This is a genomic window from Brevundimonas sp. DS20, from assembly GCF_001310255.1.
In the GTDB taxonomy this organism is placed as follows: domain Bacteria; phylum Pseudomonadota; class Alphaproteobacteria; order Caulobacterales; family Caulobacteraceae; genus Brevundimonas; species Brevundimonas aurantiaca.
In genome coordinates this window covers 1,554,526-1,569,293 of the sequence record NZ_CP012897.1, presented here as the reverse complement: position 1 = coordinate 1,569,293, position 14,768 = coordinate 1,554,526, and the positions used below count along the sequence as shown (strand labels likewise).

Below are 14,768 nucleotides of genomic sequence, written 5' to 3'. Positions count from 1 at the left end.
CGCAAGTCCCTCGGCGGGGACTTGCGGCGCTGTTAGGGCCTCTCAGGCGGCGGGGCGGCGACGGCGACGGGCCTGCCCGTCTCGTCCCGCTGGATCGCACCCGGTATCGCCAAACGCCCGTCGCCGGTGCGGGCCATGGCGAAGAAGCGGCTTCCCGTCAGGCTCTTGCCGAACTTCACCCCTTCCCGGTCGATGAAGATGAAGCGGCCCTGATAGGCGCCGGCCACCTCCTGGTTCGATCCGCCCATGCGCAGGAAGCGCAGGCGCATCTCCTCCAGCTGGGCGGCGCACAGTTCGATCTGGGCGACGTTTTCGCTCATCTTCTGAAGCCGCGGCGGCTGTCCGTCCGGCGTGGCGACGAAATAGCAGACGCCGGGCTGGAACTCGAACTTCGGCGCGTTGGAGCAGGCGCCCAGAGCGGCCGCGGCGATCATCGAAAGGGCGAGCACGCGCATCAGTTCAGACCCGGGAATTGGCAGTTGCGGTCCTGCTCCGCCAAGGTGCGGAAACGGGTGTTGTCGCTGGACTGTTCCACGCGACGCGGCACCAGACGCAGGGTGGTCTCGCCCCAGCGGCCGTACTGGGCGTCGCCGGGACGGACGCAGGTTCCGGCGTAAAGGGCCTGGACGCAGGCGTTCAGGCTCATGCCGCTGGACAGGACGCGCCAGTCTGAGCCGGTGTGGCGCAGACACTGCGCGCCCGCCGTCGCCGGCGCTGAAGACGCAGGCGCGCTGGGCGTCGTGGGCTTGGGTTCCATGTGCGGCGCGGGTTCCGCCTGGGCCAGTTCGACGGACGGCAGCTCCGGCGGCGGGGCGAAGGCGGCGGTCGGCGCGGCGGCCAGGGCGCCCGTTTCGTCAATGCCGACGTCCAGGGCGTCGGTCGCCAGGCCGTTGCGCTGGGCGCAGTCCGCCAGGGTCGCCATGCCCACGAACCGGCCGTCCACGAAGCAGCGCAGCTCGCGCGTGGGCTCCAGGGTGGGCGCGTCGGCCAGATCGACCGTCAGACCGCCCTTGGCCGCAGGCGGCGTCTGGGGGGTCTTGTCGCCGCCGCTGGTGAAGATCAGAGCCAGCACGACGGCGGCGATGATCACCAGTCCGGCGCCGACGGCGATGATGACGCGATTGTCTTGAGGAAGGGCCATGGCGAACTTTCGCGACTGAGGCGTCCAATAACCCGGAACCGGCGCCGGCCGTCAACCGGGAACCACGCGCCTTCGCAATCAGCCGACAAGACGGCTGAGCGCCGCCTGATAGTTGGCCAGTTGGGTCTGCTGATAGACGGTGGACGAGCCCTTGTTCGTCTGGGTGTTGGTGATCGTCCCAGTGGAGGGAGCCAGGGCGCGATAGCCGGAGCGGACCGCCGTCAGGGCGGCGGCCAGGGCGTCGTTCGCGGCCTTGATCGAGGCGGCGTCGTTCAGATTCAGAGTGTTGGGCAGATTCAGCCCGATCGTCTTCTTGTCGCTCGTCGCCGTTTTGCTGATGAGGCCGGGCGTCAGACCCAGGGCGCCCAGAGCATCCTTGCCGGCGGGTCCGGCCGTGATGACCGCGCCCTCGCGATTGGCCGCGGGGGTGATCTGCAGCCTCTGGGTCGGCGGATTCGATTTCAGGTCGGAGACGATCTTGGCCTCCAGCTGACGCCCCGAGGCGACGGAAATCTTCTTGGCCAGGGTGTCCAGCGTATCCTTGGCTTCGATGGTGACGGTCAGGGCTCGCCCCCCGCCGGCCGGGGTAATCGAGAACTGATCCCCGACACGGGCGGAGGTCGCCACGGTCAGAAGTTTGGAGTCCGCCTGCATGACTTCGCCCTGCGGCAAGCCCAGCCGATCCAGAACGCTGGCGCCGCCGGAGACGATGCTGAGGCTGGCGGGTTTGGCCTGGTCGCCGTCGGCGCGCCAGGTCTGGTTGGACTCCACCGCGCCCGTCGCCAGATCCAGCCGCGCCAGATAGGCGCGCGTCGGATCGGTCTTTGTCGCCCCCTCGTCCCGGTTGGAGCCGGTGATCCAAACCTTGCCGTTGCGCACCTCGACATCGGCGGCGGTGTCGTCCCCCGCCCCGCCGAAATAGGTCAGGCGATCGGCGCCGGTGTCCTGAAGATCGGTCGAGAAGGCGGCGACGAAGACGTCCGTGCCCCCCGCATGCGCCTGGATCGGGGTTCCCAGGTCCAGGGCCGGATTGCTGGTTTCCCCCGTCAGCACCACCTTGCCGTTTTCGACGGAGATTCCCGCGATCTTGCCGCTGGCCGATCCCAGGTCGCGCGTCGCGGCCAGGGTGGGAACGCCCGAGGCGTCCAGTGTGAACCGGCGAACCACCGCGCGGCCGTTCTCCACGCCGGCGGTGAACAGATCCGCGCCGGACACGGTCATGGCCTGGATCGAGTCATCTCCGCCCGTACCGAACTGCTGGGTGGACATGTTGATCGCCGTCACGACGCCTTTTCGATTCGGCGCGGTCTGGGAAAAGGTCTGGACATAGCTGTCCCAGCCGCCGAGAGCCATCGTGCCCGGCATGGCCGACTTCGACCGACCCGCGACATAGACCAGGCCGTCGGCGCCGAAGCCCACCTGGGTCGCTTCGTCCGCCGCCTTCGCGCCGCGGCGTTGGGTCCAAAGCTCCTGGCCCGAACTGTCGAAGACGGTGACGAAACTGTCGGCCACAGCCGCATCGGCCCCGCTCTTGCCCGGCTCAAGGGCCCCGGTGACAGAGCCCGCGACAGCGATGCGGCCGTCTGCCGCCGCCGCCAGAGAAAAGCCGTTGGCCTTGCTGGCGGCGCCCAGGAGCTTGGTCTGCACCAGATTTCCGGCGCTGTCGTACTTCATCAGGGCGACGTCGCGCGTCCCCTTGATGGGCTGATTGGCCTCCCCCGCCTTCAGGTCAGCCAACACCCAAACCGAGCCGTCGGCGGTCGTCACGCTGTCGCGGACGGATTCGACGCCCGGCGGAAGTTCGGATCGGCCCACCCGGCCTTCGACCCAGAAGGGGTCAGCCACGCCCTGCTGCGGCGTCGGGGCGGCGCCCCCGTCCGTCTGAAACTTCAAAAGCTGGCTCGAACCCGTCGTCCCGCCGACATTCTGCGTCACATAGACGGCGTCGGACGTATCGACGGCCTGATAGGAGACGGTCTCCCCGGAAGAACCCCAGACCTTCAACGCCCACTGGTCCGGCCCCGCCGGCAGGGTGATGGTCTTGTCGCCGCTCTTGATCGTCTTGGGCTCGACCTTGATCATTTCGCGGCCCATGCGGCTGGCGACCCCGGCCGCTTCCAGCTTGCCGTTCATATAGGCCACGACATTGTCCAGGGTGCGCGTCGTATCGCCCATCTCCGACAGGTCCATGGACACCGAGACGGTTCCCGTGGCGCTCTTGACCGACATGGCGAACTTGACGTCGCCGGCGAAGGCGGCGACCGGCGCATCCAGGGCGCCCTCATGGATCGGCTTGGCGACGAAGCTGGCGGGCGCCTTTTCCTGGGCGTAGCCGGTCTTCACACTGGTTTTAGAGACGCCCTGAACGACCTTCAAATCCTCGAACTTGGCAGTCTGGAGATATTTGGACACCTCTTCGAGACCGGCGGAGAAGCGCCGGTTCAGCTGATCCGCCTCGAGCTTGGTCAACCCCTTGTCGTCGGCGCGATCCGCCAGGGCGCTCAGCGTGTTCAGTCCCTGGTAGATGGCGAAAAGCTTGCGATAGTCGGGGGACGCGCCCGCCATATCCAGATCGACGGCGCTCTCGTCGATCACCTTGCGCCCGGCCAGGGCCGCCCGCACCAGGTCGCTGGCCTTGGGCGCCGTCGCAGCAGAGGAATTGGCCCAGGGCGCGGTGGGCTGGGTCTTCTTGGCCTTGGCCGGAGTCGCAGAGGCGCCGATCAGCGAGGACGAGTCCGCCGAAATCCCATACAGACCTAGCAAATAGCTGTTGCTTATCATAGCGCGGCTCCGCTCAGGGGCAGCCTACGACGCAAGCGATAACGAGCTGTTAAGTCGCCCTATCAGCCCTTGAACAGCGACAGGATCATCTGCGGCGCCTGGTTGGCGATCGCCAGGGCCTGAACCCCCAGCTGCTGCTGGACCTGCAGGGCTTGAAGCCGCGCGCTTTCCTTGGCCAGGTCGGCGTCCACCAGATTGCCGATGCCCGCCTCCAGCGAATCCGACAGCTTGCCGACATAGGTGGTGTGGCGTTCGATCTGTTTGGCCTGGGCGCCCAGTTCCGACAGGCGCGAGCCGGCGACGGTGATGGCCGCATCGATACGCTGAAGGGCGAACTTGGCCTTTTCCTGGGTCAGCAGGTCGGGCGCGGCATTCAGCAGGGTTTCGTCTTCCGGCGTGGCGGCGTTGTTGGTCCAGGCCTGAACGCCGGCGGTGGCGGGATCGGAATCGAAGGAGTTGGCCGCCAGACCCAAGCCCACCAGGCCGAGGTTCTGACGCTTCAAGGCGATCGTCTCATTGCCGTCGGCGCTGGCGAGAAAGTTCAGATCCGCCGTCGCCGAGCCGTCCAGAATATTGGCGCCGTCGAAGATGGCGTTGTCGGCGAACGACTGGATCGACTTCAGCAGCGACTGGAATTCCTGATCGTAGGAGGCGCGCGTCGCCGCCGTGGCGCTGGGGTCGGCAGCCGCAGTGGCCTTCTGCTTCAGCTCCAGGAGGATGTCCGAAATCTGCTCCCCGGCGGCCAGGGAGACGTCGGCGATCGAGGTGGCGCGGTTCAGGCTGGTGGTGACCGCCTCCAGCGACCCTCGGTCCGCCCGCTGGCCCTGGGCCACAGCCCACACCGCAGCATTGTCCTTGGCGCCCTGCACCTTCAGTCCCGTATTCACCCGGCTCTGCGTCGACGCCAGGTTCTCGCTGGTGCGATTCAGGTTCTGCAGGGCGATCATCGCCGAGGTGTTGGTGTGGATACTGCTGGTCATGGCTTCAAGCCCCGGACTTTCTGTTCCTGCCAGTATTAATCATGAGTCGTGAGCGGATGGTTAACGCCCCGGAAACCATGATTGCGCCGTCCGGCGGGCCGGCGGCGTTAAAAAATTCAGGCTCTCCCGCCGGCTCAGACGGCGGTGTCGACCACCCGGCCTCCGCGATAGGTCGGATCGCTGATCAGCTTCTCGACCTCCTCGCGGGGCAGTTGGCGGATCACCTCCCCCGTCACCCGATCCAGAACCTTGTAGACAAAGCGGTGACGACCGACCGCCTCGATCGTCAGACGATAGCGTCCGGCGTCTGCAAGACTGTTGGGCGTCTGGGGCGCTTCATCCGCGGTCGGCGCGGGGGCCGAGGCGTTCACGGGCTTCACCTCCAAGGGGGCTTCAGCCGCCTTGGCGGGTGCGACGGGTGCAAGAGCGCTGCTTATTCTGGCGACATTCTCCGTCATGGCTCCTTGCGCGGATCACTCCGCGTCTCCTTGATGAAACGAGGACGATGGCCGGGGCGGTCGCGAAACCGCCCCGGCCGCTCGCCTTAACGGAACAGGCCGAGCAGGGTCTGGCTCGACGAGTTGGCGATCGACAGCGCCTGCACGCCCAGCTGTTGCTTGGTCTGCAGGGCGGTCAACTTGGCGCTTTCCTTGGCCAGGTCGGCGTCCACCAGATTGCCCACGCCGGCTTCAAGAGCGTCCTGAAGCTTGTTGACGAAGCTGATCTGACGGCCCAGCGACTTGGACTGGGTGCCCAGGGTCGACAGGGTCGAGGTCGTCGCCGCAATGGCGGCGTCGACGTTGGCGGTCGTGGCGTTGGCGGCGGTGATGCTGCCGGTGTTCACGGCGGTGATCGCCGCGTTCGAGCCGAGCGCCGTCAGGCTGTTGACGCCGTCAAAGGAGGCGCCGGTGATCGCCGAAGCGATTTCCGTACCCAGGGCGTTGTATTCGGCCAGGTAGGAGGTCTGGGCCGCGCCGGTGGATCCGGCGATGCTGACCGCCAGCCCCTTCATTTCTTCCAGAGCGGCCGTGATCGTATCGCCGGCGGCCAGGGCCACGTCGGTGATCGATTGGGTGCGTTGCAGACCGGCGCGGACCGCGTCTTGCGAAGCGGCGGCGGCCCGTTGCGACGTGGCGATCGAATAGATCGCCCCGCTGTCCTTGGCCGACGAGACCTTCATGCCGGTGTTGATGCGGTTTTGGGTCCGCTCCAGCTCCGAGTTGGTCTTGTTCAGGTTTTGCAGCGCGATCGAAGCGCCGTAGTTCGTATTGATGCTCGCCATTTTGGCGTTCCTTCTTCACTTCGTGATGGCCGACGCCGTTTTGGCGACGGGAGCGTTTTGCTCGGGGTTCAAGACCTTGGCCCTGCCGCCGAGGCGACCGGGCCTCCGGGTCTTAGCGGAAGAGGCTCAGCACGGTCTGGCTGGAGGAGTTGGCGATCGACAGCGCCTGCACGCCCAGCTGTTGCTTGGTCTGCAGGGCGGTCAGGCGCGCGCTTTCCTTGGCCAGGTCGGCGTCCACCAGATTGCCCACGCCGGCTTCAAGGGAGTCCTGAAGCTTGTTGACGAAGCTGATGGTGCGCCCCAGCGACTTGGACTGGGTGCCCAGGGTCGACAGGGCCGTCGTCACGGCCGTCATCACCAGATCGACGTTGGCCGAGGTGAAGTCAGCCACCGTCGGAGACGCGGCCGTGAACTTGGCCAGGTCCGTATTGGCGCTGAGATCGGTCGTGATGCCGATGGTCTTGGTGTCGGTGGCGCCCGTGCCGATACGGACGTTGACCGCAGTGCCGCCGGTTGAGGCCGTCTTCAACAGGTTGACCCCGTCGAAGCTGGCGCCGTCCAGCGCGCTCTTGATTTCCTGACCCAGGGCCGCGAACTCGTTCTCATAGGAGGTCTTGGCCGAGCCGGTGGAACCGGCGATGCTGACGGCCAGGCCCTTCATCTCTTCCAGAGCGGCCGTGATCGTATCGCCGGCGGCCAGGGCCACGTCGACGATGGATTGGCCGCGCTGGATCGAGCTGCGGACTGAGTCCTGAGCGCTGGCGGCGGCGCGTTGGGACGTGGCGATGGCGAATATCGCCCCGCTGTCCTTGGCCGAAGAGACCTTCATGCCGGTGTTGATGCGGTTTTGGGTCCGCTCCAACTCCGAGTTGGTCTTGTTCAGGTTCTGCAGCGCGATGGACGCGCCGTAGTTGGTGTTCACACTCGCCATTTTGGCGTTCCTTCTTCACTTTGTGAGGGCCGACGCCGTTTTGGCGTCGGGAGCATTTTGCTCGGGGTTTCAAAGCCTTGGCCCGGCTGCCGAGGCGACCGGGCCTCCGGGCCTTAGCGGAAGAGGCTCAGCAGGGTCTGGCTGGAGGAGTTGGCGATCGACAGCGCCTGCACGCCCAGCTGTTGCTTGGTTTGCAGGGCGGTCAGCTTGGCGCTTTCCTTGGCCAGGTCGGCGTCCACCAGATTGCCCACGCCGGCTTCAAGAGCGTCCTGAAGCTTGTTGACGAAGCTGATCTGACGACCCAGCGACTTGGACTTGGTGCCGAAGTCGGACAGGATGGCGGTGAAGGCCGTAATGGCCCCGTCCACCGTCGCGCCCAGGGTCGCCGCATCGCCAGACGTCGCCGTCGTCGTCGTGGCGACCGAGGTGGCGGCGCCGGCGATGGCCTTCAGCGTATAGGTGGTCGACGGCCCGGTCTGCACCGTGATCGCGGCGGCGTTGGCGGAGAACAGATTGACCCCGTCAAACGTCGCCCCGGACAGGGCGCTGGCGATTTCAGTCCCCAGGGCGTTGTATTCGGCCAGGTAGGAGGTCTGGGCGGCGCCGGTGGATCCGGCGATGCTGACCGCCAGGGCCTTCTGCTCTTCCAGAGCGGCCGTGATCGTATCGCCGGCGGCCAGGGCCACGTCGACGATGGATTGGCCGCGCTGGATCGAGCTCCTCACCGCGTCTTGCGAAGCGGCCGACGCCCGTTGAGACGTGGCGATGGCGAAGATCGCCCCGCTGTCCTTGGCCGAAGAGACCTTCATGCCGGTGTTGATGCGGTTTTGGGTCCGCTCCAACTCTGAGTTGGTCTTGTTCAGGTTCTGCAGCGCGATGGACGCGCCGTAGTTGGTGTTCACACTCGCCATTTTGGCGTTCCTTTCACTTCGTGATGGCCGACGCCGTTTTGGCGACGGGAGCGTTTTGCTCGGGGTTCAAGACCTTGGCCCGGCCGCCGAGGCGACCGGGCCTCCGGGCCTTAGCGGAAGAGGCTCAGCAGGGTCTGGCTGGAGGAGTTGGCGATCGACAGCGCCTGCACGCCCAGCTGTTGCTTGGTCTGCAGGGCGGTCAGCTTGGCGCTTTCCTTGGCCAGGTCGGCGTCCACCAGATTGCCCACGCCGGCTTCAAGAGCGTCCTGAAGCTTGTTGACGAAGCTGATCTGGCGACCCAGCGACTTGGACTGGGTGCCCAGGGTCGACAGGGCGGCGGTCACGGTCGAGATGGCGGTGTCGACCTTGGCGGTCGTGGCGTCGGCGCGCGCCTTGCCGCCGCCGCTGACGTCGGTCACGCCGGCCACGCCCAAGGGGGTGGTCAGGCTGTTGACGCCGTCGAACGAGGCGCCGGAAATCGCCGAGGTGATTTCGAGACCCAGGGCGTTGTATTCCGCCAGGTAGGAGGTTTCGGCGGCCGAACCCGCCGTCGTGCCCGCGATGGACACGGCCAGGCTCTTCATTTCTTCCAGAGCGGCCGTGATCGTGTCGCCGGCGGCCAGGGCCACGTCGGTGATCGACTGAGACCGTTGCAGGCCGGCGCGAACCGCGTCCTGCGAAGCCGCATTGGCGCGTTGGGACGTGGCGATGGCGAAGATCGCCCCGCTGTCCTTGGCCGAAGAGACCTTCATGCCGGTGTTGATGCGGTTTTGGGTCCGCTCCAACTCCGAGTTGGTCTTGTTCAGGTTCTGCAGCGCGATGGACGCGCCGTAGTTCGTATTGATGCTCGCCATTTTGGCGTTCCTTTCACTTCGTGAATTCCTTCGCCCTTTTGGCGAAGGGAGCTTTTTGCTCAGTGGGTAAGAAGCAATTGCCGGGCCAGAGGCGACGGCGAGAAGTCACGGTAAGCCACTGTTTTCATTAGTTTACTATTGATTCACCCTCCTTCTTGCCCGGCAGAACTTGCCGACCCCCGCCGTTCACTGGGCACATCTTGCCGACCCGAGCCCCAAAAGGACCCGACGAACGCCCCTCGAACGGGGCGGCGTCGGCCCTCAGACGCGGCCTTCAGGGCCAGCCTTCAGGGCCGACCTAGTTGCGGAAGAGGCTCAGCAGGGTCTGGCTGGAGGAGTTGGCGATCGACAGCGCCTGCACGCCCAGCTGTTGCTTGGTCTGCAGGGCGGTCAGGCGCGCGCTTTCCTTGGCCAGATCCGCATCCACCAGATTGCCGATGCCCGCCTCGGTCGCGTCCTGCAGCTTGTTCAGGAAGGTCACTTGCCGACCGACCGACTTGGACTGGGTGCCCAGGGTCGAAAGGGCTTCCGTCACCTTTGCGATGGCGGCGTCGACCGCGCCCGTCGTCGCGGCGCCGGCGGCGATGGCTTGGTTGGTGATGGTGGTGATGGCCGTGTCGGCGGCCATGCCGCCTGCGACCGTGAAGCCGATCGCCGTCGTGCCGCCGCTGACGTCCTTGATCAGATTGGTCGCCGTCGCGCCCGTCCACAGGTTGACCCCGTCGAAGCCCGCCCCGGCCAGGGCCGAGGTGATTTCGGCGCCCAGGGCGCGGAAGTCCGTCAGATAGGAGGTCTGGGTCGCCCCGGTGGAACCGGCGATGCTGACCGCCAGCCCCTTCATCTCCTCCAGGGCGGCCGTCACCGTATCGCCGGCGGCCAGGGCCACATCGACGATCGACTGGCCGCGCTGCAGGGAGGCGCGCACGGACTCCATTGCGCCCATGTTGGCGCGCTGTCCGGTGGCGATGGCGTAGATGGCGCCGCTGTCTTTGGCGCTGGAGACCTTCATGCCCGTGTTGACGCGGTTTTGCGTCATTTCCAACTGGGCGTTGGTCTTGTTCAGGTTCTGCAGCGCGATGGACGCGCCGTAATTGGTGTTGATGCTCGCCATTTTGGCTGCCCTCTTTCACTTCTGTGCATGTGCGACGCCGTTTTAGCGTCGGGAGCATTTTGCTCCGCCCTCCCTAGAGCAAGGGCGGGGCCAAGCCGGTGAGCCGAGCCCATTTCATCAAGCCATTGATTTATCTGCCTTGTTATTGATGGAAAGGCGGAAAACTCGGCAACTTCTGTCGTGCGGCGGCAGAAGTTGCCGAGTCGTTTTTGCCCCATGCCTTCTTAAGGCGGCGGGACGGACGCCCGTCCCGCCGCCTGCATCGCCCGCTCGGCCAGAAGCGTCTCCACCGCCAGCCGGCGAGCGCCGTCACAGGCCACCACCTGGGCGCCGCGCAACATATAGGCGGCCTCAAGGTCAGCCAGGGTCGGCTCCGCCGGCAGGGTCGCCAGGGCGCAGGGGCGGCTCGCCGTCTCGGGCAGGATCAGACGCGCGGGCGCAACCGGCGAGGTCCGGAGCGAGCCGGCACAGCTCGCGGTCATGAGCGCGCAGACGATCGGCGCGGCGGCTTTCCAGAACAGTGTTTGCATCATCGGCCCTTTTCGCCTCAGAGACGGCGGCGGCGGTCGCCCGCCCCGCCTCGATCTCCTGCTGTTTGAAATGCTCCAATCGACGGAGTTGCTCGACGGTCCCCGCCTGCTCATGGCGGCGCGCCTCGCCCTCCGCCTTCGCCGAGGCTGCGGCCTCGGACGCCCGGGCTTCGGCCCGAACCCGCCGGCGCTGCTCGAGGTTCAGCGGGTCCCAGCGAAACCCCAGTCCGTTCAAGAGGACCGCCGTCAAGACCAGGGCCGCGCCGACGGCGGCCATCCAGCCCCCGGCCCGCAGACCCTTCCTCAGAGCGTCCGGGGTCATGGGAAGACCCTGCGATCCAGTTCGAAATGAGGCCCGTCGCGCAGGGTCCGCCAGTCGCCGCCCCAGATGATCGGGGTCTCAAGCTCCTGGGCCGCCGCCTTGAAGGCCGCCGCGATCCGGCCGTAGAGCGGCCAGTCCCAGCGGATCTGGCCCTCCACCAGCGCCGCCACATCGACCGCGTGGCCGGTCAGATGGCGCGAGCGTCGCGTGCGGCTGGCGCCGGCGGCGACCAGGGCCGCTTGTCTTTCGGGCGTCCGAACGCCCTCCGTGACCAGGAAATCGACCGGGCTCCGCGCGATGGCGGCCTCGACCACGGCGACCAGGGCGGGATGCACGCCCAAGAGCCGTCGGCGTGAGCTTTGGGACAGTCCGAAACTCATGGCCGACCTCCCGGCAGGCGAGGACGGGCGGTGGCGATCATGGCGGCCAACTGCTGCGCCGTCGGCGCGACCAGATAGAGCACCAGGATCAGGGCCAGCAGCCCCATCAGCCCGTCCGTCATCTTGGGCAGCATTTCGGGAGGCGTTCGCCCCACCGTCCGCATCAGGAGGATCCACAGGCCGGCGCTGACCATGAAGGCGTAGAGCCTGCGCCACAGCCAGCGCGCCTCCGCCAGGGGCGGACTGAAAGACCGGTCCGAAACCGGCCGTCTGCATCTGATCATTCGTCATCCTCTTCATCAAAAGGCGCGCTGAAGTGTCGGCCGTCCCAGCCGGTGTGCGTGCGGCGGTCCCAGTCGTTCAGCGCCTCCGGCGCATCCCAGGCTTCCGAGTCCAAAACCTCGATCGGTTCAGGCGCAGCGGGCGAACGGCTCATCCGATCGCCGTGATGCGGATCACGCCTCCCGCGCCTGCACCCCCGGCGCCGGACTGACTGAGGCCCGCGCCGCCGCCCCCGCCCCCGCCGCCGAACCCGCCGCCAGGGCCGCCCGCCCGGCCTGGACCTCCAGCCTGGGCGTCGCCCCCGCCGCCGCCGCCGCCGACCCAGGCCAGATTGGGCGTCGAGGGCGTTTGACCGGGTTGGCCCGCCGCTCCGCCGGGACTTTGTCGGCCGGTCCAGCCGCCGATCCCGCCCGGACCCCCCGCGCGGGGCGTATCGGCGGTCGACAGGCCCCCGCCGCCGCCGCCGCCGCCGGGGCCGTCGGGACATAGGGTTTCGCCCCCGCCTTGGGCGGTCGCCGTGATCGAACTGTCGCCGCCGGGATCGCCTCTCCTCAGCCCCAGGCCGCCGATCCCGCCAAGGCCCGCGGCCGCACCGCCGCCCCGGCCGCCGCCGCCGCCGTTCGCGCCCAGCAGAATCGTTCCACCCTCCGCCAGGGCGGTCCCTTCTCCGGCCGAGCCGTCCGCCCCGGCCCCAGAAGCGGCGGCCCCGCCGGCTCCGCCGGTCCCGACCGTCAGCACCAGCGTCCCCGCCAGATCCTCGACCGCCCAGCGTCCTTCGCTCAAGCCGCCCGCCCCGCCGCCGCCGCCGCCGAACCGCGCCGTTCCCGAAGGCCCCGCCATGCCCGATCCGCCCCCGCCGCCGCCGCCGACGCAGACGACCTCGATCCACCGCGCCCAGGTCGGCGGGGCATAGACGCCGTCCGCAGTGAAGACGCTGGTTTCGCGCCGGGTGGCGCCTTGATCGAAGGCGACCCTGCCCGTCGCTCGATCCACGGCGAAGGCGCGGCGCCAACCGCCGCCGTCGGCGCTGACCTTCAGGCTCAGATCCTCGTCGCCGACCAGACCCAGTTCCGCCCGGCCGCCGTATCCGCTCTGGAACAGCAGCGACAGCACGTCGCCCGCCGCCTCCTTGTTCAGGGTCAGGCGCAGATCGCCGTCGCCGCCCTCGCCCGAGCCGCGCGCCGTAAACAGGGCGGCGTTGCTCTTGATCGCAAGGGGGTTTGCGGCGTCCGCCGTCGTTCCCACCCCCAGGCGCGACAGGCCCTGGGCCTCGCCCAGACAGTCGCCCAGCGGTCGCCAGCCGGCGGCGCTGCGGACCACGATCACGCCCGCGTCCAGAACCAGGGCGATCAGTCCCACGGGCGCGGCGACCTCGGCCCAGCCGCCCGCCTCGAACCGCATCAGGGCGCCGGCCGGACGCCCGCTCCAGGCCGGGCCGACCGGCGCCTGCGGCAGGATGTAGAGGTCGCCGTCCGCGGGCGTGGCCGGTTGGTTCGAAACCGACCGGCTGATCACCGCCGTCTGCACCAGAGCGTCCAGTCGGCTCAGGGCGGCGTTCAGGGTCACATGCTTCTGCATCTGCCCCGCCGCCAGATAGGGCAGGCCCAGACGCGCCGTGAAATCTTCGCTCATCGCGCTCTCCGTTTGTCGTCGGAGACCAATCTGCCGCCGCCGCGAACCCAGGCGCGTCAGACGGAGAAGGTGCGGATTACGAGATTGTTTTCACTTGAACATTTTTCCCGCCCCCAGCGGGATCAAGCCCCCATGCCCATAGGGCTCAGTCGTGCAGATAGACCACACGACGCAGGGACTTGTGGTTTCTGACCGTCTCCAGATGGCGTTCATGCTCGCCGCTGGCCCGGGCGTTGGCTTCGGAGTCCTCGACCCAGTGGCTGGTTTCGATGTCCTTTTGCAGGGCCTTGGCCGCCAGCAGCTGGCCGGGGAAGAAGGTGTCGATCAGGTCGCCGGCGATGGGGACCGTGCCCGTCGCCGTATCCAGCGCCATATAGGCCGCCATTCTGGCCAGCGTCCCAGGCGCCGCCTTGGCCCGAATCCCCTGCAACAGCAGCCAGGCGCCCGTGCCCGCCGTATAGGCCGTGCCGACCACTGGCGCCCAGGTCAGCAGGGCGTCCATGCCGAAGCCGACCGGACCTATGCCGATGACCCGGTCCGACAGTTTCTTGACGCCCTCGACATTGGACCAGATCTTCTCGATATCCTTGATCGACCGTCTGGCCATGTCGCCCCCCACCGCAGCGCCTCAACGCGACACAGCCAACAGCGTTCATCGAGAAAGGCAATAAGGGATGTCGTTGCTGAAGACCGCAGCCAACGCCGCCGCCGGTCTGGTCTTGCTCGGCCTGGCGACCGTCGGCGCGGCGGCGCTCAGCGGCGTTGGACACCGCTGGGTGGACATCCTGGCCCAGTTCACGGCGCCGGCCCTGCTGGCGGCGTCCGGCGTGACCCTGGCCTGCCTGGTCCTTCGCCTCTGGCCCGCCGCCGGCCTTGGCCTCGCCTCCGTCCTGGTGCTGGCGATCGCCGTCTGGCCCCAGTGGGCGCCGTCCCAGGGCCGCGCCGCGCCCGGCCAGTCCGTCGTTCGACTGTATTCCGCCAACCTCTGGGTGGAAAACACCGACGTCGCCGCCATGAAGCGGTCGATCGCAGCGGCGGACGCCGACATTCTGGTGCTGATCGAGGTGGGCGATACGGCGTCGGATCATCTGGACGACCTCCTGGCCGGCTATCCGCACCGCGCGGTCATGGGGGCGGCGGAGGCCCCGGGCGGCCGGGCCCTTTCGGTCGTTGCGTCCCGCTATCCGATCCTGCGCCGCCTGCCCGCCTCTCGCGACGGCCTGTCGGCCGTGGGCGCCGTGGTCGAGACGCCCCTGGGCCCGATCAACGTCTTCGGCGTCCACCTGACCCGGCCGTGGCCTTATCAGTATCAGTGGGGTCAGATCACCCAGGCCATGGCCCTGGACGCGCGCAGACGCGCCGCCCCGCCGCATCCGGTCATCGCCGCCGGGGACTTCAACAGCGTCTCCAGCGCCCGGATCGGCCGCCAGATCAAGACGGACATGGGTCTCCTGCCCGCCCCCGGCTTTCCCGGCACCTGGCCCACCGCCCTGCCCGCCTTTGCGGGCATCGCCATCGACCAGGTCTATCGCTCGCCGGACCTGGCCCTGCTCAGCCGCCGCATCGGCGAACCGACCGGCTCGGACCACTATCCGGTCGTGACCGAGTTCACCCGCGCCACGCCCTGACTT

The 14,768-nt window shown here is 67.8% G+C and carries 17 protein-coding genes; 1 reads left to right on the top strand and 16 read right to left on the bottom strand.

Features of this window, described 5'->3' with window-relative positions; genetic code table 11:
• Nucleotides 1–32: 32 nt before the first annotated feature.
• From JL11_RS07470 to JL11_RS07400, 16 genes are all read right to left on the bottom strand, one after another.
• Nucleotides 33–455, bottom strand: coding sequence for a hypothetical protein (locus JL11_RS07470; RefSeq protein ID WP_054765106.1), 423 nt, complete (start codon nucleotides 453–455; stop codon nucleotides 33–35).
• Nucleotides 455–1,141, bottom strand: coding sequence for a hypothetical protein (locus JL11_RS07465; protein WP_054765105.1), 687 nt, complete (start codon nucleotides 1,139–1,141; stop codon nucleotides 455–457). Before JL11_RS07465 ends, JL11_RS07470 begins: the two co-directional genes overlap by 1 nt.
• 78 nt (nucleotides 1,142–1,219) lie before the next feature.
• Nucleotides 1,220–3,922, bottom strand: coding sequence for a hypothetical protein (locus JL11_RS07460; RefSeq protein ID WP_054765104.1), 2,703 nt, complete (start codon nucleotides 3,920–3,922; stop codon nucleotides 1,220–1,222).
• Nucleotides 3,923–3,984: 62 nt separating this feature from the next.
• Entirely contained in the window at nucleotides 3,985–4,902 is a 918-nt protein-coding gene (locus tag JL11_RS07455) for a flagellin (RefSeq protein WP_054765103.1), read from the bottom strand.
• Between the two features lie 134 nt (nucleotides 4,903–5,036).
• The gene (locus JL11_RS07450) at nucleotides 5,037–5,360 is read right to left on the bottom strand and encodes a flagellar protein FlaG (protein WP_078581569.1); all 324 of its coding nucleotides are present in this window, start codon (nucleotides 5,358–5,360) and stop codon (nucleotides 5,037–5,039) included.
• Between the two features lie 86 nt (nucleotides 5,361–5,446).
• Entirely contained in the window at nucleotides 5,447–6,184 is a 738-nt protein-coding gene (locus tag JL11_RS07445) for a flagellin (RefSeq protein ID WP_054765102.1), read from the bottom strand.
• A gap of 112 nt (nucleotides 6,185–6,296) precedes the next feature.
• On the bottom strand, nucleotides 6,297–7,115 hold the full coding sequence (locus JL11_RS07440) for a flagellin (RefSeq protein WP_054765101.1): 819 nt from the start codon (nucleotides 7,113–7,115) through the stop codon (nucleotides 6,297–6,299).
• A gap of 113 nt (nucleotides 7,116–7,228) precedes the next feature.
• Nucleotides 7,229–8,026, bottom strand: coding sequence for a flagellin (locus JL11_RS07435; RefSeq protein ID WP_054765100.1), 798 nt, complete (start codon nucleotides 8,024–8,026; stop codon nucleotides 7,229–7,231).
• A gap of 110 nt (nucleotides 8,027–8,136) precedes the next feature.
• A complete protein-coding gene (locus JL11_RS07430) occupies nucleotides 8,137–8,880 on the bottom strand; it encodes a flagellin (protein WP_054765099.1) in 744 nt (247 codons plus the stop codon).
• Between the two features lie 298 nt (nucleotides 8,881–9,178).
• Nucleotides 9,179–9,991, bottom strand: coding sequence for a flagellin (locus JL11_RS07425; protein WP_054765098.1), 813 nt, complete (start codon nucleotides 9,989–9,991; stop codon nucleotides 9,179–9,181).
• A 357-nt stretch (nucleotides 9,992–10,348) separates the two neighbouring features.
• Complete coding sequence (locus JL11_RS17665) at nucleotides 10,349–10,843, bottom strand: hypothetical protein (protein ID WP_197273405.1); 495 nt, start codon at nucleotides 10,841–10,843, stop codon at nucleotides 10,349–10,351.
• Nucleotides 10,840–11,223, bottom strand: a complete 384-nt coding sequence (locus JL11_RS07415) for a M15 family metallopeptidase (RefSeq protein ID WP_054765097.1) — start codon at nucleotides 11,221–11,223, stop codon at nucleotides 10,840–10,842. The genes JL11_RS17665 and JL11_RS07415 overlap by 4 nt, the downstream gene beginning before the upstream one ends.
• Entirely contained in the window at nucleotides 11,220–11,507 is a 288-nt protein-coding gene (locus tag JL11_RS07410) for a hypothetical protein (protein WP_054765096.1), read from the bottom strand. Before JL11_RS07410 ends, JL11_RS07415 begins: the two co-directional genes overlap by 4 nt.
• Nucleotides 11,504–11,659, bottom strand: coding sequence for a hypothetical protein (locus JL11_RS17440; protein WP_156314167.1), 156 nt, complete (start codon nucleotides 11,657–11,659; stop codon nucleotides 11,504–11,506). The genes JL11_RS07410 and JL11_RS17440 overlap by 4 nt, the downstream gene beginning before the upstream one ends.
• The gene (locus JL11_RS18140) at nucleotides 11,656–13,137 is read right to left on the bottom strand and encodes a DUF2793 domain-containing protein (protein WP_054765095.1); all 1,482 of its coding nucleotides are present in this window, start codon (nucleotides 13,135–13,137) and stop codon (nucleotides 11,656–11,658) included. The genes JL11_RS17440 and JL11_RS18140 overlap by 4 nt, the downstream gene beginning before the upstream one ends.
• A 145-nt stretch (nucleotides 13,138–13,282) precedes the next feature.
• Nucleotides 13,283–13,744, bottom strand: coding sequence for a DUF4112 domain-containing protein (locus JL11_RS07400; protein ID WP_054765094.1), 462 nt, complete (start codon nucleotides 13,742–13,744; stop codon nucleotides 13,283–13,285).
• Between the two features lie 67 nt (nucleotides 13,745–13,811).
• On the opposite strand from JL11_RS07400, the gene JL11_RS07395 reads away from it, so the two are divergent.
• Complete coding sequence (locus JL11_RS07395; RefSeq protein WP_054765093.1) at nucleotides 13,812–14,765, top strand: endonuclease/exonuclease/phosphatase family protein; 954 nt, start codon at nucleotides 13,812–13,814, stop codon at nucleotides 14,763–14,765.
• Nucleotides 14,766–14,768: the final 3 nt, after the last annotated feature.